This window comes from Burkholderia sp. BCC0397, from assembly GCF_902832865.1.
In the GTDB taxonomy this organism is placed as follows: Bacteria; Pseudomonadota; Gammaproteobacteria; order Burkholderiales; family Burkholderiaceae; genus Burkholderia.
In genome coordinates, this window is record NZ_CADFDL010000017.1 from 77,506 (window position 1) to 104,155 (window position 26,650).

Here is a 26,650-nt window from a genome sequence, read left to right on the forward strand (position 1 = left end):
AGATTCAATGTCGTCGAATCGGTATAAAAGGTATCCTGAGTACGTGAAAAGCGACGCATGCCACGTCATTTTTTACCTGATCCCGACGCGTTCGGTCAAAACTTCCAACTGGTCATACTTCATGTCGAAATCCGACGATGACGGCACGCGACTGTTCGGTCGTTCGCGAACAATTCAGGATTTGCTGCTGAAAGTGTCGCGCGTCGCCGCTACTCGCGTGAGTGTGCTGGTGGTCGGCGAAAGCGGCGCGGGCAAGGATATCGTCGCACGGCTCATCCACGACATGAGCCCGCGCCGGCGCGGGCCGTTCGTTCCGGTCAACTGCGGGGCGATTCCGAAAGACCTCGCGGAGTCCCAACTGTTCGGTCACGAAAAAGGCAGCTTCACGGGCGCCGTCGCGCAGCATGTCGGCATGTTCGAAGCCGCGCGCGGCGGCACGCTGTTTCTCGATGAAATCGCCGAAATGCCTGCCGAACTGCAGGTCAAGCTGCTGCGCACGCTCGAAACCAACACAATCGTGCGCGTGGGCGGCCACGAGCCGATTCCGCTCGACGTGCGGATCGTCGCAGCCACCCATCACGATCCGGTCGAGGCATTGCGCAGCGGCCGGCTGCGCGAAGACCTGTTCTACCGGATCGCACCGGTCGCGCTGCACGTGCCCGCGCTCCGGCAGCGCGAGGACGACGTCGGCGACATCGCGCTGCAGATCGTCGAACGGCTGAACGCGCGGCACCGCACGAGGAAGCGCCTGTCAGCCCAGGCGATGAAGGCACTGCGCACATACACGTGGCCCGGCAACGTGCGCGAACTGCGCAACGCGCTGGAACGCGCGTTCATCCTCGCCGACGAGCAGATCGAACTGCAGTTGCCGCGCCGCCAGCCGCCGCGCGAGGAAGTGCGCCACAACGCGATGACGCTGCATATCGGCACGACGCTCGCGCATACGCAGCAGCGCTTCATCGTCGCGTCGCTGCGGCATTTCAACGGCGACAAGCCGCGCACTGCGAAGGCGCTCGGCATCAGCCTGAAAACGCTGTACAACCGCCTCGCGCTGCTGTCCGAGAGCGAGCGCAATGCGGGCAGCGGCAGCGCGCCGGCGAGCGCGAATGCCGCGACCGGCAGCAGCACGTCCGGTTCGCAGCCCGGTTCGCAAGCCGCGCCACCGCCCTGAGCCCGGCGCGTGACGCCACCGTCACCGTCACGCCGTCGCTACGCCGTCATGTCGCACAGGGCCGCGTCCCAGTCGCGCACGAAGCGCTCGATGCCGAATCGCTCGCACGCGTCGCGCCTGGCCGCCGCGCCCCACTCGCGCGCGAGTTCCTGATCGCGGATCAGCATCCGCATCGCGTCGATCAGCACGGCCGGCCGCGTATCGGCCACGCCGTTGCTGCCGGTCTTCACGAGTTGCGCCATCTCGGTCGTCGCGAGCGCGACGATCGGCAGCCCGATCATCATCGCCTCGATCACCGCGAGCCCGAGGCTCGTGTAGCGGATCGGATTGAAGAAGAACCGGTAGTGCGACAGGAACTGCGGCAGCGCCGGGTTCGGCACTTCGCCGATCCCGCCGAGTTCGGCCGAGCCCATCCCGACCAGGTCGATCGGCACGCTGTGCCGCACGACCTCGAACACATCCGCGCCGAGGCGCCGGCCGCGGCGCGCGAGATTGTTCACCACGGCCACGCCCTTCGGCAGCGTGCCGTGATACTCGACGCCTTCCGGCATCAGCACGCCGTGCTCGATCACGCGCGTCGGCGTCACGCCGTTGTCCCACATCAGCGCGTTGAACGGCGTCACGTGCACCAGCAACACGTTCGGGTCCTGCACCGGATGCAGCGTGTCGGTCGGATGCTCGCGCGGCGGATCGTGCTCGACGAACAGCGTCGGCAGCGCGCGCTGCGCTTCGCTCAGCAGCCGCAGGCGGTCGTGCTGGTAATGCTTCACGTGCTGGTACAGCACGCAGTCGAATGCGGTGTCGCGCACGCACTCGGCCGGCACCTCGTGCACGTTGTCGCCCCACGGCAGGTGCCCGACGCGGCCCGCATAGCCGGGCGGATGCTGCGGCTTCGTCACGATGTAGAAATCGTGCGGCGCCTGCGACAGGTAATACAGGTAGTTGCCATGCACGTGCCAGGTCAGCACGCGCAACCGCTTACGTGACATGACGTCTCTCCTCCGCGAGCAGCTCGCCCGCCCGGCCGATCACGTCGCCGACGCCGATCGCCGTCGCGCACTCGTGCCCGTACGGGCACGTATCGAACATGCACGGCCGGCACGCCGGGTAGTTCGCGAGCACGCGATGGCGTTCGGCGTCGAGCGGCGCCCAGCGGGCCGTATCGCTGCCGCACGCGACGACGACGCTCGGCGTGCCGAGCGCCGCCGCGACATGCGAGACGCCCGTGTCGTTGCACAACAGCAGCTGCGCGCGCGGCGCAAGGCGCATCCGTGCGGGATCGACGTTGTACGGCACGTCGTCGAGCAGCACCTCATGTCGATGTCGGAAAGCCATCCGGCAGACGGCGACGCTTGTCGCCACAACCATCCGTGCATGAGGTACAGCGAAAACCGTGCCGGCCTGCGTGTGCCCGCGCCGCATCGGGCGCCGGTGTCAGGCCGCTGGCTTTTTTATAACCGGCTGTAAAAGCGGGCCCGGTCGGCCCGCTCAGATCGCGAGCGCGTCGGGCGTTGCCTGTGCGCGGTGCTTCGCGAGCGCGCGCAGGCAGTGCGCGATGCAGCCCGCGAACGCCTCGTCGAACCACGGCTGCGCACCCGACACGCCGACCACGATGCCGCCGAGCGCGACGCCGCCCCACAGGTTGGTATCGCCCGCGCGCAGCCGGTACGGCTCGAGCGCCTGCACGACATGGCCGTCGCGGCCCGTTTCCCATGAAAGCCGCGCCTTGGCCCGCGCATACGCGCGGTAGTCGGCGTCCCAGTCCTTCGGGTCGGGCAGCGAAAACTCATACAAGATCGCGTCCTCGAACGCCGCGTCGTGCGGCCCGAGCGCCGGGTCCATGATCACGATGTGCAGGCAACCGCTGTCGCCGACGAAATCGCTCTGCAGCGCGGCGGCCAGGGTCGGCAACAGCAGCTCGACGGCCGCCACCGCGGTCTGGCGGTCGGCGAACGCGCTACCGCCGCGACGCGCGTTCAAGGCTTCGGGTGTCGTCGGACTCAGAAGGTTCGGCATGGATTTCTCCGGAGGAAAACGCGAGCGCACGCAACGCCGCGATCAGGTCGGCCGCTACCGCGGGCTTGGTCAGGTACGCATGGAAACCGGCTTCGACCGCGCGCGTGCGATCGTGATCGCGCGCATGGCCGGACAAGGCCAGCGCCTCGAGCGGCGCGCGGCCGTCCGCGAATTCGACTCGGCCTCGAGCGCGTTCACGCGCCGCTGGTAACGCATGCGGCGGCGCGTGAACACGACCGTATACGCCGCGTAGACGGCGAACGTGACGAGAATGATCGCGGTAAAGCCGCCGCCGTACTGGCTGATCACGATCACGAGCACCGAGCCGATCTCGAGGGCCGTCGGCACGATCGTGAACACGGCGACGCCGAGCAGATAGCCGATGCCGACCGTGCCTTTCTCGAGGTCGCGCACGACGGCGCCCGTCTCGCGCTGCGCATGAAAGCGCGCGCCGAGCCGATGCAGATGACCGAACGTGCGCACGGTAAACGACGCGACCGTGTGCTGCGTGACCTGCACGAAGGTGATGTCGCGTACTTCGTTCAGCGCGTTCGACGCGAAGCGCACGACCGCATACGCGAACAGCAGCAGCACCGGCCACGCGATCGGCTGGCCGGCTGCGCGGCCGAAGCCGTCGACGATGTCCTTGAGCAGCAGCGGCCCCGAGACGGCCGCCGCTTTCGCGAGCACCAGCAGCACGACCGCCGCGAGCACGCGCGCACGGTAATGCCAGATCGCGCGCCAGAGTTCGCCCGTGATCCGCAGCCGCAGGCCGCGCGCGTCGCGGCGGTCGCGGCCTGCGGGGGCATCACGGTGCCTGATGGGCGGGTCGTCGATTCCGGTCGTCATGCACGCGTTGCCCGCGGTCGGGGTCGAGCCGTGTCACGCACGCTCGTCAGTGGCGCGGTTCACGCTCGCGGCCGGGCACGACGGTGCCGGGCTCGGGGTCGCGCGCGGCAGGCTGGGTCGGCGTGATGGTCCGCTGGTCCGGATGCAGCACCATGCCCGTATCGTGTTCGCCGTCGCGGCGCACGCGCACGCGATTCTCGACGTCGCGCACGCCCATGCAGCCGTCGGCCAGATCCTCGATGTCGTGCCTCATCCAGCGTGCCGGCACCGTGCCCTCCAGCTCGACGCGCCCCTCGTTCACCTGCACGGTGACGTCGCTCACGTCGATCTCGAGCGCACGCGTGAGCCGCTCGCATACGTCCTCGCGAATCCGTTCGTCCGAGCGCGTATAGCCTTTCGGCCCGCGGCGCTGGCGCAGCGCGTCGCGTTCGGCTTCGCTGCCGCAGCGCGACAGGTCGGAGGCGCGGCCGCCGTAGCGTGGGTCGCCGCGCGGGTCGTCGTTGCCGCGCTCGCCGCCGTACCCGCCCATCCGGTGCTGGCCGCGGAATTCCGGTCGCTCGCCGCCGTACCGGCCTTCGCGGCCCTCCGCGCGGCGGCCCGGCCCGCCGTAGCCGCGCTCGGGGTCCCGCGCCGGCTGGCGCACGCCGCCCGGCCAGTCCGGGTCGGCGCCGCCGCGCCGCTGGTCGACCGGGCGCGCGGCGCGCTCGGTCCATTCGCTGCCCCAGTCTTCCGGGCCCACGTCCTCGCTCGCGAAGCGGCGGTAAGCCGATTCATCGTCTTCGTCCGGCCACCGCGCCGGGTCGTCCGGGATGCCGCGCTCGCCGGCGCCCCGGTACGCGCGTTCGTTGCGCTCCTGCCAGTCGGGCGGGCCGCCGCGCTCGCCGTGCCGTCCGGGATATCGTCGTTGCATCGTGTCTCTCCTTGATCGCGCCTGCGCCGCGCACGGCCCCATGCCGCATCGCGGCGCGCGTCGGTCGGGTGAATGCAAATCGCGTGCCGGCGCCGTTGCCGCGCCGCGACCGTTGTGCGCCGCAGCGCCGGAAAGCCGCCAGGCGCCCCAATCTGCAACGCAATTGCAGTTTTTGCGTGCCGGGCGTCACGGCGCGCTGCCGGGGTCGTCCCGGTCATCCCCGTCGTCCGGTCCATCCGTGCGACCGGGTTCGCTCAGCCGCTCGGTGCGGTCCGGCTGGATGTCCGCGCCTTCCTCGAACGTCGAGTCGCCATCCGCCGACGCGCGCTCGCCGGTGCCCGCGCGGTCGGTATCGCTGTCGAGCGACGCGTCGCCGCGTTCGAGCGCGTGTTCGTCCAGCGGCGAATCGATGTCGAACGGATAGCGCCGCGCGCCCGCCGTGTCGCTGCCGCTGTCGGACGAGTCGCTCGGGCCGAGCGCACGGCCGTCGCGGCCGCGGCTGGCGTTGTCGTCGTCCGGGCCGGCCGGTTCGTTGTCGGGGTTCAGCGTGCTGTTCATGGGGATCTCCTTGCCTGCCTCGCCGCCGCGCGATCGGCCGGACGGCCGTGGCACGGCAGGCGGGCTGCAAGGTCGTGCAATCGGCATGCCGCGCCGGCCGCCGTCGGGCGCGCCGGCACGAATCCGGTTCGCCGGCGCGGCGGACGGCACGGCCGATGCGTACCCATTGATTAGCCGAATCGAGTTCCTTTATTCTTTCGGACGTGCCAATCCGGTTCGTGTAGCCGCCCGCCGGCGTGTCCGGCGGCGGCCGGGCGGCATTCGGCCGCCCGCATTTCCGACCTGCCGCTCCGATGACGAACGACGACGCCGATCTTCACCCGCCGCCCCCGCCGCCCGGCTCGCCCGGCTCGCGGGACCTGCTGCATCGCTTCGCCGAATTCCGGTTCCAGACCGTGGTGGAGTCGATCACCGACTACGCGGTGTTCATGCTCGACCCGCACGGCAACGTCGCGACCTGGAACGCCGGCGCGCAGCGCATCAAGGGCTACCGCGCCCCCGAGATCGTCGGCCACCATTTCTCGCTGTTCTATCCGTCCGACGCGATCGCGGCCGGCCGGCCGGCGCACGGGCTCGCGCTGGCCGCCGCGCATGGCCACTTCCAGGACGAAGGGTGGCGCGTGCGCAAGGACGGCACGCAGTTCTGGGCGAGCGTGACGATCACGCCGGTGCACGACGCGACGCACCAGCTGTGCGGCTTCATCAAGATCACGCGCGACATGACCGAGCGCAAGCGGCTCGAGGAGCTCGAAGCGTCGACGCACCGGCTCAGCGTGTTCATCGCGATGCTCGCGCACGAGCTGCGCAATCACCTCGCGCCGCTGCGCAATTCGGTCGGCGTGCTGCAGAGCCTGCCCGATCCGGCACCCGCGCTCGCACAATGCCGCGACGCCGTGCACCGCCAGGTCGGACAACTGACTCGGCTCGTCGACGATCTGCTCGACGTCGGGCGCATCACGGCCGGCAAGGTCGAACTCGACGATCGCCCCATCACCGTGCGCGACATCGTGTGCCGCGGCGTCGAGAGCATCCAGCCGAAACTGGCCGCGCGCGGGCAGTGGATCCGCGTCGACCTGCCGGCCGATTCCGTGGTGCTGCACGGCGACGACGCACGGCTCGTCCAGGTGCTGCACAACCTGCTCGACAACGCGTCGAAATTCTCGCCGCACGGCGGCCGGATCGACGTCGGCGCGCGTATCGACGGATCGTCGGTGGCGATCCACGTCGTCGATCATGGCGTGGGCATCGCGCCCGGCTCCCTCGAAACGATCTTCGACCTGTTCCAGCAGGAAGGGGCGTCGGGCCGCTCCCCGTCCGGCGGGTTCGGGCTCGGTCTCGCGATCTGCCGGTCCTTCGTCGAACTGCACGGCGGGCGGATCGTCGCGCAAAGCGACGGGCCCGGCCACGGCGCGACGTTCACGGTCTGGCTGCCGATCGTGCAAACGACACGCGACGAGCGCGCCGCACCGCTCGCGCCGGCCGCGCCCGCTCAGCCGGCCGCCGTGCCGCTGCGCATCGTCGTCGTCGACGACAACCGCGACTCGGCCGACACGCTCGCGGTGCTGCTGCAACTGAAAGGCCATGCGCCGCGCGTCGCGTACAGCGCGGCCGACGCGCTGGCCCTCGCGCGCGACTACGCGCCGCAACTGATGCTCCTCGACCTGACGATGCCGGATGTCGACGGCTTCACGCTGCTGCAGGAACTGCGCGCGGTCGATGCGCTGCGCGACACGACCTGCGTCGCGCTGTCCGGCCATGCACGCGCGTCGGATCTCGCGCGCAGCGAACGCGCGGGCTTCGACGGCCATCTCGTGAAACCCGTCGAGATGGCCGTGCTCGATGCGCTGCTGCAACGCGTCGCGCGCGACGTTCGGGATACGCCGTAAGCGCCCGCGCTCAGGCCATCGCGCGGCACATCGCCGCGCAGGCCTCGCACGCGATCGTCGACGGAATCAGCACGCGATCGCCGCGCCGCAGGTTGCGGACGTCGCGCCCGACCGCCTCGACTATGCCGATGCCTTCGTGGCCGAGGATCGTGCCCGGCTTCATGCCGCCGAGCGTGCCGCGCACCATGTGCAGATCGGTGCCGCAGATCGCGCTGGCGGTCAGGCGCACGACCGCGTCGGTCGTCGCGGAGACTGCCGGATCGGGCACCGTGTCGATGCGAATGTCGCCGATGTCGTGAAACACGACCGCTTTCATGTCTGGCCCTCCTTGTCGAAAGCGGCAACGGTGAATGTCACCGTCGAGCCGATCGAGCAAGGCATGCGCCTGCGCAGCGCGCGCGGCGCGCCGCGATGCACGGACAGGAAAGCTTCAGTTCCCGGAGAGGGTTCGTGCCGGCGCGTCAGTCCGTCGGCGGGCCGCTGTCGCCGCTACCGTCACGCGCCTTCGAGATCGCCTCGACGAGCTTCAGTTCGTCGTCGATCGACAGCGTCGTGTCGGTCACGTCGCCGCCCAGCGGCCCGAGCGCCGCGCTCAGCGCGTAGATGTCGACCTGCGTCGCGGCCAGCCCGAGCGACACCGTGCCGGGGCGCGCCTTGCGGGCAACGCGGTCGATCAGCGCATCGTCCACCGGCCGCTCGCGCCACGCGTCGAGCGACGATTCGATGTGTGCGACCACGCTGTCGAGCAGCGATCCGGACGATACGCGGCCCGGATCGACTGCATGCGTGCGCAACTGTCCGTCGGTCGAGCACTCGACGATCACGACACCCGCGAGCGCGACGACGTGCCGGTCGCGCAACGTGCCGAGTTCGGCCAGCGCGCGACGCGCCGCGTCGAGATCGGGATAGGACAACACGATCAGCGTGTTCATCAGCGACTCCATGCAATCGAACGGGCGCGCTCAGTGCGGCAGCCCGAATGCGGCTTTCAGGCTCGCGACGATCATCTGCATCGCGATCGCCGCGAGAATCATCCCCATCAGTCGCTGCGTGACGGCCGTCACGCGCGGCGACAGGTAATGGCCGATCAGCGGCGCCGACAGCAGCGACACGGCCAGCAGCACGAGAAACGCGCCAAGCCCGAGCGCGAACGCGAGTGCCTGCCCGGTCGAGACCGCGCTATGCCCGAGCACGATCATCGTCGCGATCGTACCGGGGCCGACCAGCAACGGGATCGTCAGCGGGTAGATCGCGACGCTTTCGGCCGCCGTCGGATCGGCGCCTTCGTCGTCGCCCGGCGAGTGCTGGCGGCTCGGCGCACCATGCAGCATCGACAACGCGATCAACAGCACCAGCAGCCCGCCCGCGAGGCGGAAATCGTCGATCGTCAAACCGAACACGCGCAGGATCGCGCCGCCCGCGACGGCCGACACGATGCAGCCGACCGTCACGCCGATCGCGGCCGTCAGCACGACCTTGCGGCGCACGCCGTCCGCCGCGCCTTCGGTCAGCGACAGGAACACCGGGATGTTCGCGATCGGGTTCATGATCGCGAACAGCGCCGCGAACACCTTGATGGAAAAAGTCAGGTCGAAGGCCACAGGGTCGCTCCCGTCTCGCGCGGCAAGTGAAACGCAGATGCCGGTTCGTTTTCGCTGCGCGGCGCACGCCATGCTGATAGGATCGACGCACCGCGTTCACGCATGACGGAGGGCCCCGACCGATGCAAGCCACCGACACTTTCATGGATCACGAAATCCGCGTCGACGCGACACGCAACGCGAATGGCGCGTGGGTCGCGCAGGTGCGGATCTTCCGCGACGGCGCGCCGGTCGATCTGCCCGCACCCGAACTCGTCACGCCCGAATGGCTCACGTGCGACGAAGCGCTGCGCGGCGGCATCGACCAGGGGCGCGTGATCATCCGGACGCGCGACCGGTAACGGCGCCCGGTTCATCCGCGCCTCGTCGGCCGGCATTGCACGATGCCGGTCACGCATCGAAATCGAGGTCGCCGATCAGGATCTCGCGGTCGCGCTGCGTCCGGCTGCTGAAATCAACGGGCAACTCCATCTGCCAGCGCTCGATCGTGACCGGCAGCGCTGCCAGATAGCGATCGAAGCGGCCGGGGTCGGGTTCGGCCAGCAGACCGGCAATCGCGTCGTCGCGCCACGCGAGCCGCGCGTTCAGCCGGTTCGGCAGGCCGACCGTCGACGTGAGGCCGATCACGTCGACGCAGGTCGGGCTGCCCTGCCCGTCGTGCGGCACGACGTCGACCTGCACTTCGCCAGGCTGATACAGGCCACGCAGGCGCGTCGCGATGCGCGGCGCGAATTCGGTTTCGAAACGGGCACGGACGTCGGGGTTCATCTCACCTCCATTAAAAGTTCGGTTGGTATCGTCATGCCGCCGTCACGCGGTCGCGATCTGCCGCTCGAGCGCCGCTTCTGCCTTCAGGCTGTCGAGATCGCGGCCGATCGTCGCGACCGCGAGCCGCGTGTTGCCGCGCCAGTACGCGATCGAGCCATCGTGCGCGCCGAGGTCGCCGTCGATCTCGACGCGATCCCATTGCTCCGCATGGCCGACATAGCGGATCGCCAGGTCGTAATGCTGACTCCAGAAAAACGGCACCGCGTCGAACGGCCGCTGCTGGCCGAGCATGTTGCGCGCCGCGACGCTACCCTGCCGCTCGGCGACGACCCAGTGCTCGACGCGAATCCGCTCGCCCGTCAGCGGATCGGGCCAGCGTGCGATATCGCCCGCCGCGTAGATGCCGGGCGCACTCGTCTGCAGGAAGCGGTCGACCGTCACGCCGCGCTCGACGGCGAGCCCCGCGTCCTGCGCGAGCCCGACGTTCGGATGCACGCCGATGCCGACCACCACGACGTCGGCCGGCAGCACGTCGCCGCTCGACAGCGTCACGCTGTCCGGTCCGATCTGCGCAGGCGTCACGCCGAGATGGAACACGACGCCGTGCGCTTCGTGCAGCGCCTTGATCGTGTCGCCGAGCGCATCGCCGAGCACGCGGCCCATCGGATGCGGATCGGGCGCGACGACGTGCACGTCGAGCCCGCGCGTGCGCAATGCGGCGGCCGCTTCGAGCCCGATGAAGCTCGCGCCGACCACCACGCAGCGGCGCGCCGTTTTCAGCTTGCCGATCAGCGCATCGCAATCGGCGCGCGAGCGCAGCAAACAGACGTGCGGCAGATCGGCGCCGGGCACGTTCAGCCGGTTCGGCTCGGCGCCGGTGGCGAGCAGTAGCGCGCCGTATTCGACACGGCTGCCGTCGGCCAGCTCGACCGCCCGCTGCGCCGGATCGATGCGCGCGACCCGCGTGTTGCAGCGCACGTCGATCCGCTGCTCGGCATAGAACGACGGCGCGCGCAGCGGCAACCAGTCGGCCTCCGCCGTGCCCGCGAGGTAATCCTTCGACAGATTCGGCCGGTCGTACGGCGGATCGGCATCGGCGCTCAGCAGCGTGATCGCATGCGGATAGCCTTCCTGCCGCAGCGTCACGGCCGCCGCGATCGCAGCGGCGCCGCCGCCGACGATCACGACCGACGCGGGCAGCCCGGCCGCCTTCAGCGCCGGCGGCGCGGCGGCCGGCCGTGCATCGAGTACGACCGCGCGGCCGTCGCGCCTCTCGACGCGCCAGCATGGCAGCCCGTCGAGCGCCGGCGCACGCTCCCTCTCGCCGGTGCGCAGGCAGAACGCCGCGTGATGCCACGGGCAGCGAATCGTGTCGCCGACCAGCAGGCCTTCGGCCAGCGGGCCGCCGTAGTGCGGGCATTGCGCGCCCACCGCAAACAGTTCGTCGCCGCGGCGCACGAGCAGCACCGACGCGTCGCCGACATGGCCCTCGATCATCGCGCCGTCGGCGAGATCGTCGAGCGCGATCCCTTGCGTGAGATCGGGTGAGGACGCAGCATCGCTTCCAGTCATGACGTGGCTCCCGGAAAGTCAGGTAACGATCCCATTATCGACATCCGTCCTGAAAAGAACAGGTACAGACGCGCCGCAGCGCACGCAAACAGCGACTGTAGCTTGTACGCGATCCGTGACCGGCGTAGAACGTGAGCAACGTTGCGGCGCAACACGCCGGCCGCTCTGCGAGGGGGCCGCGCGACCCGCGCAAGCCGCATGCCGCCTTCCCCTGTCAAAGGAGCGCTAACCCGATGGCCACCGTGCTGTGCGTGCTCTACCCCGATCCCGTCGACGGCTATCCGCCGCGCTACGTGCGCGACACGATTCCGGTCATCACGCACTACGCGGACGGTCAAACCGCGCCGACGCCGGCCGGCCCGCCAGGCTTCCGGCCCGGCGAGCTCGTCGGCTCGGTGTCCGGCGCGCTCGGCTTGCGCGGCTATATGGAAGCGCACGGCCATACGCTGATCGTCACGAGCGACAAGGACGGCCCCGACTCCGAATTCGAGCGCCGGCTGCCCGAAGCGGACGTGGTGATTTCGCAACCGTTCTGGCCCGCGTACCTGACGGCCGAACGGATCGCCCGCGCGCCGAAACTCAAGCTCGCGCTGACGGCCGGCATCGGCTCCGATCACGTCGATCTGGACGCCGCCGCGCGCGCACACATCACCGTCGCCGAAGTCACCGGCTCGAACAGCATCAGCGTCGCCGAGCACGTGGTGATGACCACGCTCGCGCTGGTGCGCAACTACCTGCCGTCGCATGCGATCGCGCAGCAGGGCGGCTGGAACATCGCCGACTGCGTGTCGCGCAGCTACGACGTCGAAGGGATGCATTTCGGCACGGTCGGCGCGGGGCGCATCGGTCTTTCCGTGCTGCGCCGGCTGCAACCGTTCGGCCTGCATCTGCACTACACGCAGCGCCACCGGCTCGATGCGTCGATCGAGCAGGCGCTCGCGCTCACGTATCACGCCGATGCGGCGTCGCTCGCGAGCGCCGTCGATATCGTCAACCTGCAGATTCCGCTGTACCCGTCGACCGAGCACCTGTTCGACGCGGCGATGATCGCGCGGATGAAGCGCGGCGCGTACCTGATCAATACCGCACGCGCGAAGCTGGTCGACCGCGACGCGGTCGTGAACGCCGTCACGTCCGGCCATCTCGCCGGCTATGGCGGCGACGTGTGGTTTCCGCAGCCGGCGCCGGCCGATCACCCGTGGCGCACGATGCCGTTCAACGGGATGACGCCGCACATCTCCGGCACGTCGCTGTCCGCGCAGGCGCGCTATGCGGCCGGCACGTTGGAGATCCTGCAATGCTGGTTCGACGGCAAGCCGATCCGCAACGAATACCTGATCGTCGACGGCGGCACGCTCGCGGGCACCGGCGCGCAGTCGTACCGGCTGACATGACGGCGCGCGCCGCGCGCGGCCGCGCACTCAGCCGACGCAGGCTGCGGCGAGCTTGCCGACGGCGACGACCGCGCGCTCGATTTCCGGCGACCACGGGCTGCTGTAGTTCAGGCGGATGAAATTCCGGTAGCTGTCCGCGATCGAGAACATGTAGCCGGGGCCGATCGTGATCCCCTGCTCCAGCGCGAGCTGGTACAGCCGCATCGCATCGACCTGCACCGGCAGTTCGATCCACAGCACGTAGCCGCCCGCCGGGCTCGAAATACGCGTGCCTTCCGGAAAGAACCGCGACACCATCGCGCGCATCAGGTTCGCCTGCTGCGCATACGCCTTGCGAATCCGGCGCAGGTGATGCTCGTAGCCGTCGCGTTCGAGAAACTCCGCGATCGCGAGCTGCGGCAGCGACGGCGTCGCGAGCGTATTCAGAAACTTCAGCTTCTCGACCTGCTCGCGATAGCGGCCCGGCAGCGCCCAGCCGATCCGGTAGGCGGCCGTCAGGCTCTTCGAAAACGACGAGCAATGCAGCACGATGCCATGGCGGTCGAACGACTTCAGCATGCTCGGATGCGCGTTGCCGAAATACAGTTCGTTGTACACGCCGTTCTCGATGATCGGCAGGTCCGCTTTCGTTGCGAACGCCACCAGTTCGCGCTTGCGCTCGTCCGGCATCTGGAAGCCCAGCGGGTTCTGGAAGTTCGGCATCACCATGCATGCAGCGATCGGCTGCGATTTCGCGATCGCGGCCAGCGCCGCGATGTCGATCCCGTACTCCGGGTGCGTCGCGACCTCGATCGCCTTCATCCCCATCCGCTCGATCGCGTGCAGCATCGCGTAGAACGTCGGCGATTCCACCGCGATCGTGTCGCCCGGTTTAGCCACCGCCTGCAGGCACAGGTTGATCGCCTCCGTCGCGCCGACCGTCACGATGATCTCGTTCGGGTCCACCGACATCCCGTTTTCCAGGTAGCGGCGCGCGATCTGCCGGATCAGCCGCGGATGGCCCGGCGGCAGCCCGTCGGTCACGCCCCACAGCGACTTGTCACGGCCGGCCGCGTACGCGTAGCGGTTCAGCTTCTCGAACGGGAACAGGCTCGGGTCCGGATACGGCGAGCCGAGCGGCACCGCATCGTCCGTGCCGATCGAGCGCAATGTCGACAGCACGAGCCGGCTCACGTCGACCGACGACGAGATCGCGATCGGCTTCGACGGCCGCAGCTCGCGCACCGGCGCGTGGCCGTCGTCGCGCCGCAGGTTCACGAAATACCCCGACTGCGGCCGGCTTTCGAGCAGCCCGCGGCTTTCCAGCAGCAGATACGCATGCAGCACGGTCGTGATGCTGATCCGGTGCTGCTGGCTCGCCTGCCGCACCGACGGCACACGATCGCCGTGTCGATATACCCCTTGCCGAATGAGTCGCTCTACGTCGTTTGCAAATTTCTCGTAGAGCTTCATCCGCCTCGCCCCGCCAGCGATGAACCGGCCTGCGGCGCATGGGCGGCACGGCCGCGCCGACGCACGAAGCCGGATAGCCGTCGCCGGGTGCGGGTGTCCCGCTGCGAACCTCGTCCGTTACCGAAATTGAAGGCGGATAGCAATGCGAATCTCATCAAGACAAGGTTCGGCATCCTACTGCGTCATTTCGGCGAATGTAAGTGACAGTTTGGCGGGGAAACGTCAAATCCGGCCGGCGTGGTGAACAGATGCGAACGCGGCCGCGCGGCAGCCGCTCGCCGCGCGCACGTCATGAAGGACCGCGGAGGGCAGGAAAGTCGGCGGCGAAGCAAAGCCCGGCCATGCGCGGGCTCGCTCGCACTCAAGCGTCGTCGACGTTGTCCGCGTAGTGGTCGATCGCGACCTTGCACTCGTCGAACACCACCGTCAGCAGCGCGACGTCGTTCGACTCGATCCACTTGCGGATCTGCAGGAACTGGCCGGTGCCGAGATCGGCGATGCGGTCCGGATCGTCGGTCGTCACGTCGACGACCGCGATCGCGCGGTTGCCGGGCAACGGCGACAGCGTCGCCGCGATGTCGAAGCGGCGGTACGATTGATCGATGCGCATGCGATGCTCCCGAATCGGTTCGAAAGGGTGCGCTCAGTCGAGCGCGTGGCGAAAGACCTTGCCGCCGAATCCCGTCACGACGTTGTCGACCGAGAACGGCGTGTCCTCCTTCGCTTCGAGAATGACCGCGACGCTGCCGGGCACGAGCCGCGCCGCGACCGTCTCGACGAACGTGCCGTCGAGCAGCGCGTTGCCGGCCGCTTGCGCGAGAATGCCGGCGCCCGCGCCGGCCGCCATGCCGGTCACCACGCCGAGCGGCCCGGCGAGCAGGCCGAGCAATCCGCCCGCGATCGCGCCGATCACGCCGCCCTTGAACGGCCGCGATTCGGCGTCGAGCACCGCGAGCTTGCCGTTCGCGTCCTTCTCGACGACGACGCCATTCTCGATGTGGAATCCTTCGTTCTTCTCCGACAGCGCGTCGAAATCGTTCGCGGCCTGGCGGGCCGTGTCGACGCTGCCGAACACCGCGACGATCAATTGCCTGGTCATGCGACACCTCGTGGGTTGGGTTGAGGGTGGGGCCGCCGCACCTCGCACGGCGCGCCGGGGTTCGCTTCGCATGCCGCCCGCGCGTTACTTGCGGGCATGCACGTCGTCCTCGACATCGTCCACATCCGCCGGAAAGCGATGCTGGCCGAAGCTCAGGATCAGCACGCCGACCGCGAGCAGCACGATCCCGAAGGTCGTCATCAGCATCCGCTCGGGGCTGTCGGTCGCGCCGCGCAGGATCAGGTCGCGCGCGAGCGACGTCATCGCGATGAACAGCGGAAACCGCACCGGCAACCGGCCGAGCCGCAGATAGCGCAGGTTCATCGCGAGCACTTCCAGATACAGGAACATCAGCAGCAGGTCGGTCAGCGACACTTCGCCCGCGAGCACGACCTTCCACGCTTCCTGCGTCATCGCGAACGCGGTCGCCAGACCGATCACGACCAGCCCGGCCAGTTCGGCCGCTTGAAGGAAATGGCCGAAGCGGCGACGAATGCGCTCGGCGGTCGTATCGGCGGATGCAGTGGATGTATTCAAGGCGTGATATTCAAGGCGTTAACCGGTGCTGTGTCGTAGGTGCCGCGATCGATGCTGCGTCGCTGCAGCGGATGGTCCCGGGCAAAGGAAAGCCTGCGGCGGGCGGACCGGAAACCGTTGCGCACGCACCGGCTCCGCTCGCGCCGGTCGCCTGCGCGACCGCGGACAGCGTCCGCCGGCAACACGCGTAAAACGCGACGCCGGCATCGGTGCACACGACCTCGTCGCCCGAGCGGTCCAGCAACAACCGGCAGCCGAGATAGCGTTCGAGGCCATCGAGCCGCGCGCCGACCTGCGCGACGTCGAGCTTCAGATCGGACGCCGCGCCGGACAGCCCGCCATGCTCGACGATTGCACCGAAAATACGCATCGCTTCCAAAAGGTTCATCATGATGGCCGTCGTCGGGCGGAGCGGAACCTAATCTACTGCACGCGACACGCACGCTCAAGAGCACAGCGCCGCGCGCGCCAGGAGTACAGCTGCGCCGGCGCCGCACAAAACCCGGCCCTGTTTGACCCATTCGAATGACAGATCGTGGATACGTGTTCCAAAGACCCTTCGAAGCTGCTAGATTGCATGCTCGACGACGTTACGCGGTGCGGGCAGTTCACACGCCGGGCGAACGCGCGGCGCCACGGTCTGCCTCCCCTTCGCGCCGGGGCCGGCCGCCGCCGCTGCGGCCCGTTGCGCGATGCCCGCGCAACGTCCTTCATCCGCATGTCACACAGAGAACAGTCGCATGACACAGTTCAACCGTTCGCCTTTGCGCGCCGCGGCTGCCGCGGCCCGTCCGTCCCGACCTGATTGACCGGCAGCCCGCGATGCAGACTACCCCTCCCCCGCTCTCCCAGGCCGTTCACAGCACGATCACGCGCAGCGCGATCTTTCTCGTGGCGACGATCAATCCCGGCGCCGATCACGCCGACACGATCCGTTCGTGGTGCGGCGACATCGCCGCGCTCGTGCGCTCGGTCGGCAAGCGCGTGCCGGGCGGCAACCTCACGTGCGTGTGCGGCTTCGGCTCCGATGCATGGGATGCGCTGTTCGGCGAGCCGCGCCCCGCGTCGCTGCATCCGTTCCGCGAATTCGGCGCCGGCCAGCGCGTCGCGGTCGCGACGCCCGGCGACATCCTGCTGCACATCCGCGCCGAAGCGATGGACCTGTGCTTCGAACTCGCGACGCAACTGCTCGGCGCGCTCGGCGACGCGGTCACGGTCGTCGACGAGGTGCACGGCTTCCGCAATTTCGACCAGCGCGCGATGATCGGCTTCGTCGACGGCACCGAGAACCCGGAAGGCCGCGCAGCGGTCGACTTCACGGTGATCGGCGATGAAGACGCCGAATTCGCGGGCGGCAGCTACGTGCTCGTGCAGAAGTACCTGCACGACATGGCCGGCTGGAACGCGCTCGCGGTCGAGACGCAGGAACGCATCATCGGCCGCACCAAGCTGGCCGACATCGAGCTCGCGCCGGACGTGAAGCCGTCGTGCTCGCACAGCTCGCTGACCACGCTCGACGAGGGCGGCCAGGAAGTGAAGATCCTGCGCGACAACATGCCATTCGGGCGCCCGGGCGCCAGCGAATTCGGCACCTATTTCATCGGCTATGCGCGCTCGCCGGCGCCGATCGAGCAGATGCTCGAGAACATGTTCGTCGGCCGCCCGCCCGGCAACTACGACCGCCTGCTCGACTACAGCCGCGCGGTCACCGGCTCGCTGTTCTTCGTGCCGTCGGCCGACCTGCTCGAAGCGCTCGCCGACCGCCCGGCGCCGGCCGCCGGCGCCGCCCGACCGGAATCCACGCCGTCCGCGCCTTCTGCACCGCAGCGCGACGGCTCGCTGAACATCGGCTCGCTGAAAGGAATCCCGACCTATGAATAATCTGCACCGCGAACTCGCGCCGATCTCGTCGGCCGCCTGGGAACAACTCGAGGAGGAAGTGGCGCGCACCTTCAAGCGCTCGGTGGCCGGCCGCCGCGTCGTCGACGTCGACGGCCCCGAGGGCCCCGAGCTGTCGGCCGTCGGCACCGGGCACCTGCTCGACGTCGACGCGCCGCGCGAGTTCGTGAACGCGCGGCTGCGCGAAGTGCGCACGATCGTCGAGCTGACGGTGCCGTTCGAGCTGAGCCGCGACGCGATCGACAGCGTCGAGCGCGGCGCGCGCGACGCCGACTGGCAGCCGGCGAAGGAAGCCGCGCAGCGGCTCGCGTTCGCCGAAGACAACGCGATTTTCGACGGCTACCACGCGGCCGGCATCATCGGCATCCGCGAAGGCACCTCGAACCGCCGACTCACGCTGCCGGCGGACGTCGGCGCGTACCCGGACGCGATCAGCGACGCGCTGGAAGCGCTGCGCCTCGCCGGCGTCGACGGCCCGTACTCGGTCGTGCTCGGGTCGGACGCCTATACCGCGCTCAGCGAAGCGCGCGACCAGGGCTATCCGGTCCTCGGCCATATCAAACGCATCGTCAGCGGCGAGATCATCTGGGCGCCGGCGATCAGCGGCGGCTGCGTGCTGTCCACGCGCGGCGGCGATTACGAGCTGCACCTCGGGGAAGACGTGTCGATCGGCTACACGAGCCACACCGACAAGGGCGTCCGCCTGTACCTGCGCGAAACGTTCACGTTCCTGATGCTGACGAGCGAGGCATCGGTGGCCGTGGCGCCGCAGAGCACCGCGGCCGTCTGAGCACGGTTGCCGGCGCGCGCTGCCCGCCCGGGCGTCGCGCGCGGCGGCCGCAGGTTCGTCGCCGATCCAGCCCATCTTGCATGGAAGATGTCATGAGCGAATCGAATGACGCATTACAGGCGCTGCAGGCGTCCGTCGCTACGCTGAAGCAGACGGTCGATGCAAACGCGGGCAGCCAGGCCGGCGACACCGCCGTGCTGTTTACCGTCGTGTCGCTGATGCTGGCCGAGCTGCCGCCCGACACGCGCAACCTGATCGAGGATTCGTTCTCCGTCTGGGCCAATGGTCTGCCGAATGCGGCGCTGTCGGCCGACGTGAAGCAGATCGCACGGCAACGGCTCGCGATGACACTGTCGGACTGATCGCGGTTCACCGCGGTTGTGCGATGTCCGGCGCGTCCCGTGCAACCCGCCCTCGCCTTCGCCGGCCCCTCGGCGCGCATCGGCTGCGGTGCGTGCGTGGCCGGACGTCACCGGTTCGCGCCCGCGCCGCGCGCGGCGCTCCGTCTCGCCCCCCGTTTGCCCGCTGCCGGCGCCCTGCGCGCCGATGTCGCACCGCGCGCCGTTCGCGCGCCGCCCTTCACCGCACCCGTTCCCGCCCCCTTCCACCGCAAGCCGCACGCGCCGCGCACGCCCGCGCCGCCGTGCGCGCGCCCGTCTGTACTCCTCGCCACCGAATCGCGCGCCCATGTGAGGGTGCAATTCACGGCCGGTCCGGCATGGAACTGTGTCTTGGATGGCCCGCGCCGATTCGCTATTTTGAACGCAGTCGAAGCGATGCCGTGGGCTCCTCGCAGCACTCGCGCTTCCCGCCCCGACCGCGACCGTGCGCCACGCCGGCGCGCGCTGCGCGACCGCACGGGTGCGGCACGCGCGCCGCCGCAGAGAAGTGTCGTGCGTGCGCGGTCGGGACGCGCGAGCGCCGCACCGCATCGGGCTTCACCCTTCGACCCACCTTCACAGACAGGAGCCAGACCACCATGCCCGCACTTTGCGATATCTGTCACGCCCGGCCGGCCGTCGCGCGCGCCACCGTGATGCAGGACGGCGAGCGCAAGACGATCTCGATCTGCGATTACCACTTCCGACAACTGATGCGGCATCAGAGCATGCTGAATCCGTTCGATTCGCTGCTGGGCGGTGGCGGACCGTCGTCGCTGTTCGGCGGGCTCGGCGACGAATCGCCGCTCGCCGCCGAGATTCCGCGCGAATCGGTCGACCCGACCGACGCGTTCAGCGAACAGACGCTCGAACTGCTGCAGCGCGCGGCCGAGAAGGCGCACGAGCTGCGCCGCAGCGAGCTCGATTCCGAACACCTGCTGTACGCGCTCGCGGACACCGACGTCTGCGCCGCGCTGCTGAAGGAACTGAAGCTGTCGCCGGAGGACATCAAGTCGTACATCGACGCGCATGCGCACACCGGCACGGCCGACCCCGATGCGCCGCTCGACAAGCTGTCGATCTCGCCGCGCGTGAAGAAGGCCGTGCAGTACGCGTTCCAGGCGTCGCGCGATCTCGGCCACTCGTACATCGGCCCCGAGCACCTGTTGATCGGGCTCGCCTCGGTGCCGGACAGCGTCGCCGGCACGCTGCTGAAGAAATACGGCGTGACGCCCGAGGCGCTGCGCCAGAAGGTCGTGAAGGTGGTCGGCAAGGGCGCCGAGGACGGCCGCGTCGATGCGCCGACCGGCACGCCGAACCTCGACAAGTTCGGCCGCGACCTCACTGCGATCGCGCGCCAGGGCAAGCTCGATCCGGTGCTCGGCCGCGCGCAGGAAATCGAAAGCACGATCGAGGTGCTCGCGCGCCGCAAGAAGAACAACCCGGTGCTGATCGGCGAGCCGGGCGTCGGCAAGACGGCGATCGTCGAAGGCCTCGCGCAGCGGATCGTCAACGGCGACGTGCCCGAAGTGCTGCGCAACAAGCGGCTCGTCGAAGTCAACATCAACTCGATGGTGGCCGGCGCGAAATATCGCGGCGAATTCGAGGAACGCGCGAAGCAGCTGATCGACGAAGTGACCGCGAAGCAGGACGAGCTGATCCTGTTCATCGACGAGCTGCACACGATCGTCGGCGCGGGCCAGGGCGGCGGCGAAGGCGGCCTCGACATCGCGAACGTGCTGAAGCCCGCGCTCGCGCGCGGCGAGCTGAGCCTGATCGGCGCAACGACGCTCAACGAGTACCAGAAGTACATCGAGAAGGACGCCGCGCTCGAACGCCGCTTCCAGCCCGTGTTCGTGCCGGAGCCGAGCGTCGAGCAGACCATCGTGATCCTGCGCGGGCTGCGCGACAGCCTCGAGGCGCACCACCAGGTGACGTTCGCCGACGACGCATTCGTCGCGGCCGCCGAGTTCGCCGACCGCTACATCACGTCGCGCTTCCTGCCCGACAAGGCGATCGACCTGATCGACCAGGCCGCCGCGCGCGTGCGGATCGGCGCGACGTCGCGCCCGATCGACATTCAGGAAGGCGAAGCGCAGATCGCGCAACTGAAGCGCGAGCAGGACTATGCGACCTCGCGCAAGCGCTTCGACGAAGCGAAGCAGTTCGAGGAGCAGATCAACGCGCAGCAGAAGGCCGTCGACGAGATGATGGAGGCGTGGCAGCGCAAGACCGGTTCGGAGACGCTCGAAGTGACCGTCGAATCGGTGGCCGAGGTCGTGTCGCGGCTGACCGGTATCCCCGTGTCCGAACTCACGCAGGAAGAACGCCAGAAGCTGCTGAAGATGGAAGAGCAGTTGCGCGAGCGCGTGGTCGGCCAGAGCGACGCGGTGGTCGCCGTCAGCGATGCCGTGCGGCTGTCGCGCGCGGGGCTCGGCCAGACGCACCGGCCGATCGCGACGTTCCTGTTTCTCGGGCCGACCGGCGTCGGCAAGACCGAGCTCGCGAAGGCGCTGGCCGAGACCGTGTTCGGCGACGAGCAGGCGATCATCCGCATCGACATGTCCGAATACATGGAGCGCCACGCGGTCGCGCGGCTGATCGGCGCGCCGCCCGGCTACGTCGGCTACGACGAAGGCGGCCAGCTCACCGAGCGCGTGCGGCGCCGCCCGTACAGCGTGATCCTGCTCGACGAGATCGAGAAGGCGCATCCGGACGTCTACAACGTGCTGCTGCAGGTGTTCGACGACGGCCGCCTGACCGACGGCAAGGGCCGCGTGGTCGATTTCAGCAACACGATCATCATCGCGACCAGCAACCTCGGCGCGGCGATCATCATGGACAACCTCACGCAGCCGGAAGCCGCGCGCAAGACCGACAAGGCGATCCGCGAGGAACTGATGCAGGTGCTGAAGGGGCATTTCCGGCCCGAGTTCCTGAACCGGATCGACGAGGTGATCGTGTTCCACGCGCTGTCGAAGGACGACATCCGCGCGATCGTGCAGATCCAGCTCGACCGCGTGGTGCGCACGGCCGCCGCGCAGGACATCACGCTCGTGATGGGCGACTCGCTCGTCGCGCACCTGACCGAAGCCGGCTACCAGCCGGAGTTCGGCGCGCGCGAGCTGAAGCGCCAGATCCGGCAGACCATCGAGACCAAGCTCGCGAAGGAGATCCTCGCCGACCGGCTGAAGTCGGGCGACAAGTGCGAGGTCGACTACGACAAGGACAGCGACGAAGTGAAGTTCAACACGCTCGCCGCGCCTGAAGCGAAGGAAGCGAAAGACACGACGGACGCGAAGCAGGACGCCGACGGCAAGCCTAAAGCGAACGGCAAGGCCGCCAAGGCAGCCGGCGACGCGAAACCGGACGACGCGCCCGCCGACGCCCCGCCGCCTGCCGCGAAGCCGTCGGGCAAGAAGTCGTCCGGCGCGAAGAAGGACGCCCACTAGAAAAACGCATGCCCCGCAACATGGGGCACGCATGACCGACTCCGTCCGCCGGACGGAGCCGCCCCACGCCGCGACACGGCGCAATCGAGCCACCCGCACCGGGCCCGGCTATTGGAGATTCACATGACAAATCGACGCGAAGTGCCAGGCATCAGGAAATACGATGGGCCCGCCGGCGGTTGGGGCGCGCTTCGCGCGACAGCCGATGCGGTGCGTACGCAGATGGAAACCATCGAGGCGCCGATCGTGCTGATGCGGACCAACCAGCCCGACGGCTTCGACTGCCCCGGCTGCGCGTGGCCCGACAAGGAACACAAGTCGACGTTCCAGTTCTGCGAGAACGGCGCGAAGGCCGTCACGTGGGAAGCGACGACCAAGCGCGTGCCGCCCGAGTTCTTCGCGGCGAACACCGTGTCGTCGCTGCTGCGCATGTCGGACTACGAACTGGAGGACATGGGCCGGCTCACCCATCCGCTCGTCTACGACCGCGCGACCGACACGTTCCGCGCGATCGAATGGGACGACGCATTCGCGCGCATCGGCGAAGTGCTGCGCGCGCTGCCGCCCGAGCAGGTCGAGTTCTACACGTCGGGCCGTGCGTCGAACGAAGCCGCGTACCTGTACCAGCTGTTCGCGCGCGAGCTCGGCACCAACAACTTCCCCGACTGCTCGAACATGTGCCACGAGCCGACCAGCGTCGGCCTGCCGCAGTCGATCGGCATCGGCAAGGGCACCGTGTCGCTGGAGGATTTCGACCACTGCGAGCTGATCATCTCGATCGGCCACAACCCCGGCACGAACCATCCGCGGATGATGGGCACGCTGCACGAGTGCGCGCGCCGCAACGTGCCGATCATCGTGTTCAACCCGCTGCGCGAGCGCGCGCTCGAACGCTTCGCCGATCCGCAGGACATGATCGAGATGGCGTCGTTCGGCTCGACGCGCATCGCGTCGACGTACTACCAGGTCGACGCGGGCGGCGACGCGGCCGCGCTGAAGGGCATCATGAAGGCGCTGCTGAAGCTCGAGGCCGAGCAAGGCAACGTGCTCGACCGCGACTTCATCGCGCAGCACACCAACGGCTTCGATGCATTCTCGGCCGACCTCGAAGCCACGTCGTGGGACGACATCGAACGCGCGAGCGGCCTCAGCCAGGAACAGCTGGAACAGGTCGCGCTCGCGTACGCGAAGTCGAACGCGACGATCATCACGTACGGGATGGGCGTCACGCAGCACAACAAGGGCACGGCCACCGTGCGCCTGATCGCCGACCTGCTGCTGATGCGCGGCAACATCGGCAAGCCCGGCGCCGGCGTGTGCCCGCTGCGCGGCCATTCGAACGTGCAGGGCAACCGCACGGTCGGCATCACCGAGAAGCCGTCGGCCGAATTCCTGAAGAAGATCGAGGACGTGTGCGGCTTCACGCCGCCCGCGCAGCACGGACACGACGCGGTGCAGGCCATGCAGGCGATGATCGACGGCACCGCGAAGGCGCTGCTGTGCCTCGGCGGCAACTTCGCGGTCGCGCTGCCCGATCCCGAGCTGTCGTTCCCCGCGATGGCGAAGCTCGACCTGAGCGTGCATCTCGGCACGAAGCTGAACCGTTCGCACCTGCTGGTCGGCAAGGAAACCTTCATCCTGCCGGTGCTCGGCCGCACCGAGCTCGACATGCAGGCCACCGGCCGGCAGTCGATCACCGTCGAGGATTCGATGTCGATGGTCCATGCGTCGGCCGGCAAGCTCAAGCCCGCGTCGGACCAGTTGCGCTCGGAGCCCGCGATCGTCGCCGGCATCGCGCACGCGACGCTGCCGAACAGCAAGGTCGCGTGGCTCGACCTGATCGCCGACTACGACCGCATCCGCGACCTGATCGACAAGACGGTATCCGGCTTCGAGGCGTTCAACGAGCGGATCCGCACGCCGGGCGGCTTCCGCCTGCCGCTGCCGCCCACCGAGCGCGTGTGGCCGACGCCGACCGGCAAGGCGATGTTCTCGGTCTACAAGGGCGTGAAGGAGGACGCGGACGTGCTCGGCGCCGAACAGGTGCTGCGGCTGATCACGCTGCGCAGCCACGACCAGTACAACACGACGATCTACGGCCTCGACGATCGCTATCGCGGCGTGTTCGGCCGGCGTGACGTGCTGTTCATGAACACGGCGGATCTCGAGAAGTACGGGCTCGAGCACGGCGACCTCGTCGACATCGAGACGGTCACCGCGTCGGGCCGTACGCTGCGCCTCGAGAAAATCACCGCGATCGAGTACGACATCGCGCCGGGCTCGGTCGGCGCGTACTACCCGGAAGCGAACGTGCTCGTGCCGCTCGACTACATCGACAAGGAAAGCGGCACGCCGTCGTACAAGTCGGTGCCGGTGCGCGTCGCGCGCTCGGCGGTCGTCTGATCCGCAGGCGGGCAGGGTCGCGGCACAGGCCGCGCCCTTCAGCCCGCCTGCTGCCCTGCGCTTCCCGCTCGCGGCCGCCGCATCGCAACCGATGCGGCGGCCTTTTCATTTGATCGCGCCGAACGACGCGGCACTTACCGCGCCGCCGTCGGCGGCATCGTCGCGCCCGTCTGCCGGCGCCGATACGCGCTGTCGCGCGTCGCCAGCCAGTAGTACAGCGGCGACGTCAGCAGCAAGCCCACGAGCCACGACAGGTCCGCGCCGCCCAGATGCGCGGGAATCGGGCCCGCGTACATCGGCGTGTTCATGAACGGAATCTGTACGAGAATCCCGATCGCATACGCGAGCAGCGCCTGCGGATTGAAGCGGCCGTAGATCCCGCCGTCCGCCATGAAGATCGACTGGATGTCGTACTTGCCCTTGTGGATCACGTAGAAGTCGATCAGGTTGATCGCCGTCCACGGCACCAGCACGACCAGCAGCGCGAGCACCAGATCGACGAGATTGCCGACGAAGTTCGTCGACGCGCCGATCGCCGCGTAGCAGCATGCGACGAAGATAACCACCGACACCACCGCGCGCGCCTTCGCGGTCGGAATCCACTTGTATGCGAACGTCTGCACCGACGTGATCACCGCGAGCACCGCGCCGTACAGGTTCAGCGCGTTGTGGCTGATCACGCTCAGCAGGAACAGCACGAGCATCAGCGGGCCGAGCGGGCCGGTCGCCTGCTTCACCGCGTCCATCGTGTCCGCGCCGGCCGGCACCGCGAGCACCGCGACAGCGCCGAAGATGAACGCGAGCGTCGAGCCGAGCGTGCAGCCGAGATAGGTCGCCCAGAACGTCGACGCGACGCCGACGTTTTCCGGCAGATAGCGCGAATAGTCCGACACGTACGGCGCGAACGCGATCTGCCACAGCGCCGACAGCGACACCGTCGCGAGCCAGCCCGCGAAGTCGAAGCCGCCGCGCGTCAGGAAATCGGCGGTGCTCACGTGCGACAGGATCATCCAGAAGCCGACGGCGATGCCGATGCCGAGCACCCACGTGCCGATGCGGTTCAGGATGTGGATGAACCGGTAGCCGACGATCCCGATCAGCCCGGAGCCCACCGCGCCGATCACGATGCCGACGGGCACCGGCACCGACGACGCGATGCCGTGCACCGACTTGCCCGCGAGCACGATGTTCGATGCGAAGAAGCCGACGTACATCACGGCCGCGATCACCGTGACGAGCAGCGCGCCCCACGAGCCGAACTGCGCACGGCTCTGGATCATCTGCGGGATGCCCATCTGCGGCCCCTGCGCCGAGTGCAGCGCCATCAGCACGCCGCCGACCGCCTGGCCGACGACGATCGCGACGATGCCCCATATCAGGTTCAGGTGGAACATCTGCACGCCGAGCGCGCCGGTCACGATCGGCAACGGCGCGATGTTGCCGCCGAACCAGAGCGTGAACAGGTCGCGCACCTTGCCGTGGCGTTCCGCGGGCGGCACATAGCCGATCGTGTGCTTCTCTATCATCGGGGACGCATTGCGTTCCGCGTTCGTCATGGTGATGTCTCCAGTCCTGCGCGGCGATGCGCGCGTGCCGTTTCGCGCCGGCGCGCGTCGGGGTGCGCGTCGGCAATCGGTCCGGATACGCGAGCGACGCCGCGCCGCGTGCACGCGCGGCGGTGCCGAACGAAGCGGCGCGTGCGCCGCAAGCGGGGACGGATGACATGTCCCGCAGGCGCGCACACGGCCTCGTCGCGATCCAGGTTGGAAACGATGGTGCGCCACGCGCATCGGGACCGGAAAATACTAAAAATATTTCCGCGACATACGAAAAAGCTCTGCAGCGGAAATTTCGGCGCCGATCGACTTCAGGTAAGGTGCTACGCGAAACCAACAGCATGCGCCCGCGGCGCC

24 protein-coding genes and 2 pseudogenes are annotated in these 26,650 nt (G+C 68.7%); 9 read left to right on the forward strand and 17 right to left on the reverse strand.

Annotated elements, in window-relative coordinates:
- Window positions 1-121: 121 nt before the first annotated feature.
- Window positions 122-1,171 carry a sigma-54 dependent transcriptional regulator gene (locus HWX03_RS32755; RefSeq protein ID WP_175874115.1) on the forward strand — a complete coding sequence of 350 codons (1,050 nt, stop codon included), beginning with the start codon at window positions 122-124 and terminating at the stop codon, window positions 1,169-1,171.
- Between the two features lie 38 nt (window positions 1,172-1,209).
- Here HWX03_RS32755 and HWX03_RS32760 read toward each other — a convergent pair whose 3' ends face one another.
- The 6 genes and pseudogenes from HWX03_RS32760 to HWX03_RS32785 all read right to left on the reverse strand — a co-directional run bounded on the left by HWX03_RS32760 (window position 1,210) and on the right by HWX03_RS32785 (window position 5,504).
- Window positions 1,210-2,160 carry a glycosyltransferase family 4 protein gene (locus HWX03_RS32760; RefSeq protein WP_175874116.1) on the reverse strand — a complete coding sequence of 317 codons (951 nt, stop codon included), beginning with the start codon at window positions 2,158-2,160 and terminating at the stop codon, window positions 1,210-1,212.
- Entirely contained in the window at window positions 2,150-2,593 is a 444-nt protein-coding gene (locus HWX03_RS32765; RefSeq protein WP_347879545.1) for a glycosyltransferase family 9 protein, read from the reverse strand. Before HWX03_RS32765 ends, HWX03_RS32760 begins: the two co-directional genes overlap by 11 nt.
- Window positions 2,594-2,659: 66 nt before the next feature.
- Window positions 2,660-3,187, reverse strand: a complete 528-nt coding sequence (locus HWX03_RS32770) for a hypothetical protein (protein WP_175874117.1) — start codon at window positions 3,185-3,187, stop codon at window positions 2,660-2,662.
- A gap of 171 nt (window positions 3,188-3,358) precedes the next feature.
- Window positions 3,359-4,077 (reverse strand): annotated as a pseudogene (locus HWX03_RS32775) (ABC transporter transmembrane domain-containing protein); the annotation flags it as partial.
- Between the two features lie 5 nt (window positions 4,078-4,082).
- Window positions 4,083-4,946: a BON domain-containing protein gene (locus HWX03_RS32780; protein WP_175874118.1), complete on the reverse strand. Its 864-nt coding sequence runs from the start codon at window positions 4,944-4,946 to the stop codon at window positions 4,083-4,085.
- Window positions 4,947-5,132: 186 nt separating this feature from the next.
- Window positions 5,133-5,504, reverse strand: a complete 372-nt coding sequence (locus tag HWX03_RS32785) for a chemotaxis protein (protein ID WP_175874119.1) — start codon at window positions 5,502-5,504, stop codon at window positions 5,133-5,135.
- A 293-nt stretch (window positions 5,505-5,797) separates the two neighbouring features.
- On the opposite strand from HWX03_RS32785, the gene HWX03_RS32790 reads away from it, so the two are divergent.
- Window positions 5,798-7,390: an ATP-binding protein gene (locus tag HWX03_RS32790; RefSeq protein WP_175874120.1), complete on the forward strand. Its 1,593-nt coding sequence runs from the start codon at window positions 5,798-5,800 to the stop codon at window positions 7,388-7,390.
- Window positions 7,391-7,409: 19 nt separating this feature from the next.
- Here the strand turns inward: HWX03_RS32790 and HWX03_RS32795 are convergent.
- The 3 genes and pseudogenes from HWX03_RS32795 to HWX03_RS32805 all read right to left on the reverse strand — a co-directional run.
- A pseudogene (locus tag HWX03_RS32795) lies at window positions 7,410-7,706 on the reverse strand (alcohol dehydrogenase catalytic domain-containing protein); the annotation flags it as partial.
- Window positions 7,707-7,851: 145 nt separating this feature from the next.
- Window positions 7,852-8,322, reverse strand: coding sequence for a hypothetical protein (locus HWX03_RS32800; protein WP_175874121.1), 471 nt, complete (start codon window positions 8,320-8,322; stop codon window positions 7,852-7,854).
- Window positions 8,323-8,352: 30 nt separating this feature from the next.
- Window positions 8,353-8,991 (reverse strand): NAAT family transporter, encoded by a 639-nt coding sequence (locus tag HWX03_RS32805; RefSeq protein WP_175874122.1) that lies wholly within the window; start codon window positions 8,989-8,991, stop codon window positions 8,353-8,355.
- Between the two features lie 122 nt (window positions 8,992-9,113).
- Here HWX03_RS32805 and HWX03_RS32810 point away from each other — a divergent pair, with 122 nt between their 5' ends.
- Window positions 9,114-9,332 (forward strand): DUF6566 family protein, encoded by a 219-nt coding sequence (locus HWX03_RS32810; protein WP_071336166.1) that lies wholly within the window; start codon window positions 9,114-9,116, stop codon window positions 9,330-9,332.
- A 49-nt stretch (window positions 9,333-9,381) separates the two neighbouring features.
- On the opposite strand, the gene HWX03_RS32815 is transcribed toward HWX03_RS32810, so the two are convergent.
- Together HWX03_RS32815 and HWX03_RS32820 are read right to left on the reverse strand one after the other, a co-directional pair.
- Window positions 9,382-9,759 (reverse strand): DUF5594 family protein, encoded by a 378-nt coding sequence (locus HWX03_RS32815; protein WP_175874123.1) that lies wholly within the window; start codon window positions 9,757-9,759, stop codon window positions 9,382-9,384.
- A 42-nt stretch (window positions 9,760-9,801) separates the two neighbouring features.
- Window positions 9,802-11,331, reverse strand: a complete 1,530-nt coding sequence (locus tag HWX03_RS32820) for an FAD-dependent oxidoreductase (RefSeq protein WP_175874124.1) — start codon at window positions 11,329-11,331, stop codon at window positions 9,802-9,804.
- 233 nt (window positions 11,332-11,564) lie between these two features.
- On the opposite strand from HWX03_RS32820, the gene HWX03_RS32825 reads away from it, so the two are divergent.
- Window positions 11,565-12,725, forward strand: a complete 1,161-nt coding sequence (locus tag HWX03_RS32825; protein ID WP_175874125.1) for an NAD-dependent formate dehydrogenase — start codon at window positions 11,565-11,567, stop codon at window positions 12,723-12,725.
- Window positions 12,726-12,752: 27 nt separating this feature from the next.
- Here HWX03_RS32825 and HWX03_RS32830 read toward each other — a convergent pair whose 3' ends face one another.
- The 5 genes from HWX03_RS32830 to HWX03_RS32850 form a co-directional block, all read right to left on the reverse strand.
- Window positions 12,753-14,177 carry a PLP-dependent aminotransferase family protein gene (locus tag HWX03_RS32830; RefSeq protein WP_175874126.1) on the reverse strand — a complete coding sequence of 475 codons (1,425 nt, stop codon included), beginning with the start codon at window positions 14,175-14,177 and terminating at the stop codon, window positions 12,753-12,755.
- A 361-nt stretch (window positions 14,178-14,538) separates the two neighbouring features.
- A complete protein-coding gene (locus tag HWX03_RS32835; RefSeq protein WP_175821428.1) occupies window positions 14,539-14,787 on the reverse strand; it encodes a hypothetical protein in 249 nt (82 codons plus the stop codon).
- A 33-nt stretch (window positions 14,788-14,820) separates the two neighbouring features.
- A complete protein-coding gene (locus HWX03_RS32840; RefSeq protein ID WP_174389202.1) occupies window positions 14,821-15,276 on the reverse strand; it encodes a DUF1269 domain-containing protein in 456 nt (151 codons plus the stop codon).
- A gap of 84 nt (window positions 15,277-15,360) precedes the next feature.
- A complete protein-coding gene (locus HWX03_RS32845; protein WP_175874127.1) occupies window positions 15,361-15,813 on the reverse strand; it encodes a phosphate-starvation-inducible PsiE family protein in 453 nt (150 codons plus the stop codon).
- Between the two features lie 10 nt (window positions 15,814-15,823).
- A complete protein-coding gene (locus HWX03_RS32850; RefSeq protein WP_175874177.1) occupies window positions 15,824-16,201 on the reverse strand; it encodes a LysR family transcriptional regulator in 378 nt (125 codons plus the stop codon).
- A 413-nt stretch (window positions 16,202-16,614) separates the two neighbouring features.
- On the opposite strand from HWX03_RS32850, the gene HWX03_RS32855 reads away from it, so the two are divergent.
- The 5 genes from HWX03_RS32855 to HWX03_RS32875 all read left to right on the forward strand — a co-directional run bounded on the left by HWX03_RS32855 (window position 16,615) and on the right by HWX03_RS32875 (window position 24,737).
- Window positions 16,615-17,694, forward strand: coding sequence for a Dyp-type peroxidase (locus tag HWX03_RS32855; RefSeq protein ID WP_175874178.1), 1,080 nt, complete (start codon window positions 16,615-16,617; stop codon window positions 17,692-17,694).
- Complete coding sequence (locus tag HWX03_RS32860; protein WP_175874128.1) at window positions 17,687-18,502, forward strand: family 1 encapsulin nanocompartment shell protein; 816 nt, start codon at window positions 17,687-17,689, stop codon at window positions 18,500-18,502. The genes HWX03_RS32855 and HWX03_RS32860 overlap by 8 nt, the downstream gene beginning before the upstream one ends.
- Before the next feature lie 92 nt (window positions 18,503-18,594).
- On the forward strand, window positions 18,595-18,864 hold the full coding sequence (locus HWX03_RS32865) for a hypothetical protein (protein WP_174432921.1): 270 nt from the start codon (window positions 18,595-18,597) through the stop codon (window positions 18,862-18,864).
- 617 nt (window positions 18,865-19,481) lie between these two features.
- The gene (locus HWX03_RS32870; RefSeq protein WP_175874129.1) at window positions 19,482-22,334 is read left to right on the forward strand and encodes an AAA family ATPase; all 2,853 of its coding nucleotides are present in this window, start codon (window positions 19,482-19,484) and stop codon (window positions 22,332-22,334) included.
- Between the two features lie 123 nt (window positions 22,335-22,457).
- Window positions 22,458-24,737, forward strand: coding sequence for an FdhF/YdeP family oxidoreductase (locus HWX03_RS32875; RefSeq protein ID WP_175874130.1), 2,280 nt, complete (start codon window positions 22,458-22,460; stop codon window positions 24,735-24,737).
- A gap of 134 nt (window positions 24,738-24,871) precedes the next feature.
- Here HWX03_RS32875 and HWX03_RS32880 read toward each other — a convergent pair whose 3' ends face one another.
- Window positions 24,872-26,293, reverse strand: a complete 1,422-nt coding sequence (locus HWX03_RS32880) for a cytosine permease (protein WP_175874131.1) — start codon at window positions 26,291-26,293, stop codon at window positions 24,872-24,874.
- Window positions 26,294-26,650 lie beyond the last annotated feature (357 nt).

Excerpts from the sequence above, each read along its gene's own strand:
- HWX03_RS32755 (WP_175874115.1), top strand. The coding sequence starts at position 122 with ATGTCGAAATCCGACGATGACGGCACGCGACTGTTCGGTCGTTCGCGA.
- HWX03_RS32760 (WP_175874116.1), bottom strand. The coding sequence starts at position 2,160 with ATGTCACGTAAGCGGTTGCGCGTGCTGACCTGGCACGTGCATGGCAAC.
- HWX03_RS32765 (WP_347879545.1), bottom strand. The coding sequence starts at position 2,593 with ATGCGGCGCGGGCACACGCAGGCCGGCACGGTTTTCGCTGTACCTCAT.
- HWX03_RS32770 (WP_175874117.1), bottom strand. The coding sequence starts at position 3,187 with ATGCCGAACCTTCTGAGTCCGACGACACCCGAAGCCTTGAACGCGCGT.
- HWX03_RS32780 (WP_175874118.1), bottom strand. The coding sequence starts at position 4,946 with ATGCAACGACGATATCCCGGACGGCACGGCGAGCGCGGCGGCCCGCCC.
- HWX03_RS32785 (WP_175874119.1), bottom strand. The coding sequence starts at position 5,504 with ATGAACAGCACGCTGAACCCCGACAACGAACCGGCCGGCCCGGACGAC.
- HWX03_RS32790 (WP_175874120.1), top strand. The coding sequence starts at position 5,798 with ATGACGAACGACGACGCCGATCTTCACCCGCCGCCCCCGCCGCCCGGC.
- HWX03_RS32800 (WP_175874121.1), bottom strand. The coding sequence starts at position 8,322 with ATGAACACGCTGATCGTGTTGTCCTATCCCGATCTCGACGCGGCGCGT.
- HWX03_RS32810 (WP_071336166.1), top strand. The coding sequence starts at position 9,114 with ATGCAAGCCACCGACACTTTCATGGATCACGAAATCCGCGTCGACGCG.
- HWX03_RS32815 (WP_175874123.1), bottom strand. The coding sequence starts at position 9,759 with ATGAACCCCGACGTCCGTGCCCGTTTCGAAACCGAATTCGCGCCGCGC.
- HWX03_RS32820 (WP_175874124.1), bottom strand. The coding sequence starts at position 11,331 with ATGACTGGAAGCGATGCTGCGTCCTCACCCGATCTCACGCAAGGGATC.
- HWX03_RS32825 (WP_175874125.1), top strand. The coding sequence starts at position 11,565 with ATGGCCACCGTGCTGTGCGTGCTCTACCCCGATCCCGTCGACGGCTAT.
- HWX03_RS32830 (WP_175874126.1), bottom strand. The coding sequence starts at position 14,177 with ATGAAGCTCTACGAGAAATTTGCAAACGACGTAGAGCGACTCATTCGG.
- HWX03_RS32835 (WP_175821428.1), bottom strand. The coding sequence starts at position 14,787 with ATGCGCATCGATCAATCGTACCGCCGCTTCGACATCGCGGCGACGCTG.
- HWX03_RS32840 (WP_174389202.1), bottom strand. The coding sequence starts at position 15,276 with ATGACCAGGCAATTGATCGTCGCGGTGTTCGGCAGCGTCGACACGGCC.
- HWX03_RS32850 (WP_175874177.1), bottom strand. The coding sequence starts at position 16,201 with ATGAACCTTTTGGAAGCGATGCGTATTTTCGGTGCAATCGTCGAGCAT.
- HWX03_RS32860 (WP_175874128.1), top strand. The coding sequence starts at position 17,687 with ATGAATAATCTGCACCGCGAACTCGCGCCGATCTCGTCGGCCGCCTGG.
- HWX03_RS32865 (WP_174432921.1), top strand. The coding sequence starts at position 18,595 with ATGAGCGAATCGAATGACGCATTACAGGCGCTGCAGGCGTCCGTCGCT.
- HWX03_RS32870 (WP_175874129.1), top strand. The coding sequence starts at position 19,482 with ATGCCCGCACTTTGCGATATCTGTCACGCCCGGCCGGCCGTCGCGCGC.
- HWX03_RS32875 (WP_175874130.1), top strand. The coding sequence starts at position 22,458 with ATGACAAATCGACGCGAAGTGCCAGGCATCAGGAAATACGATGGGCCC.
- HWX03_RS32880 (WP_175874131.1), bottom strand. The coding sequence starts at position 26,293 with ATGACGAACGCGGAACGCAATGCGTCCCCGATGATAGAGAAGCACACG.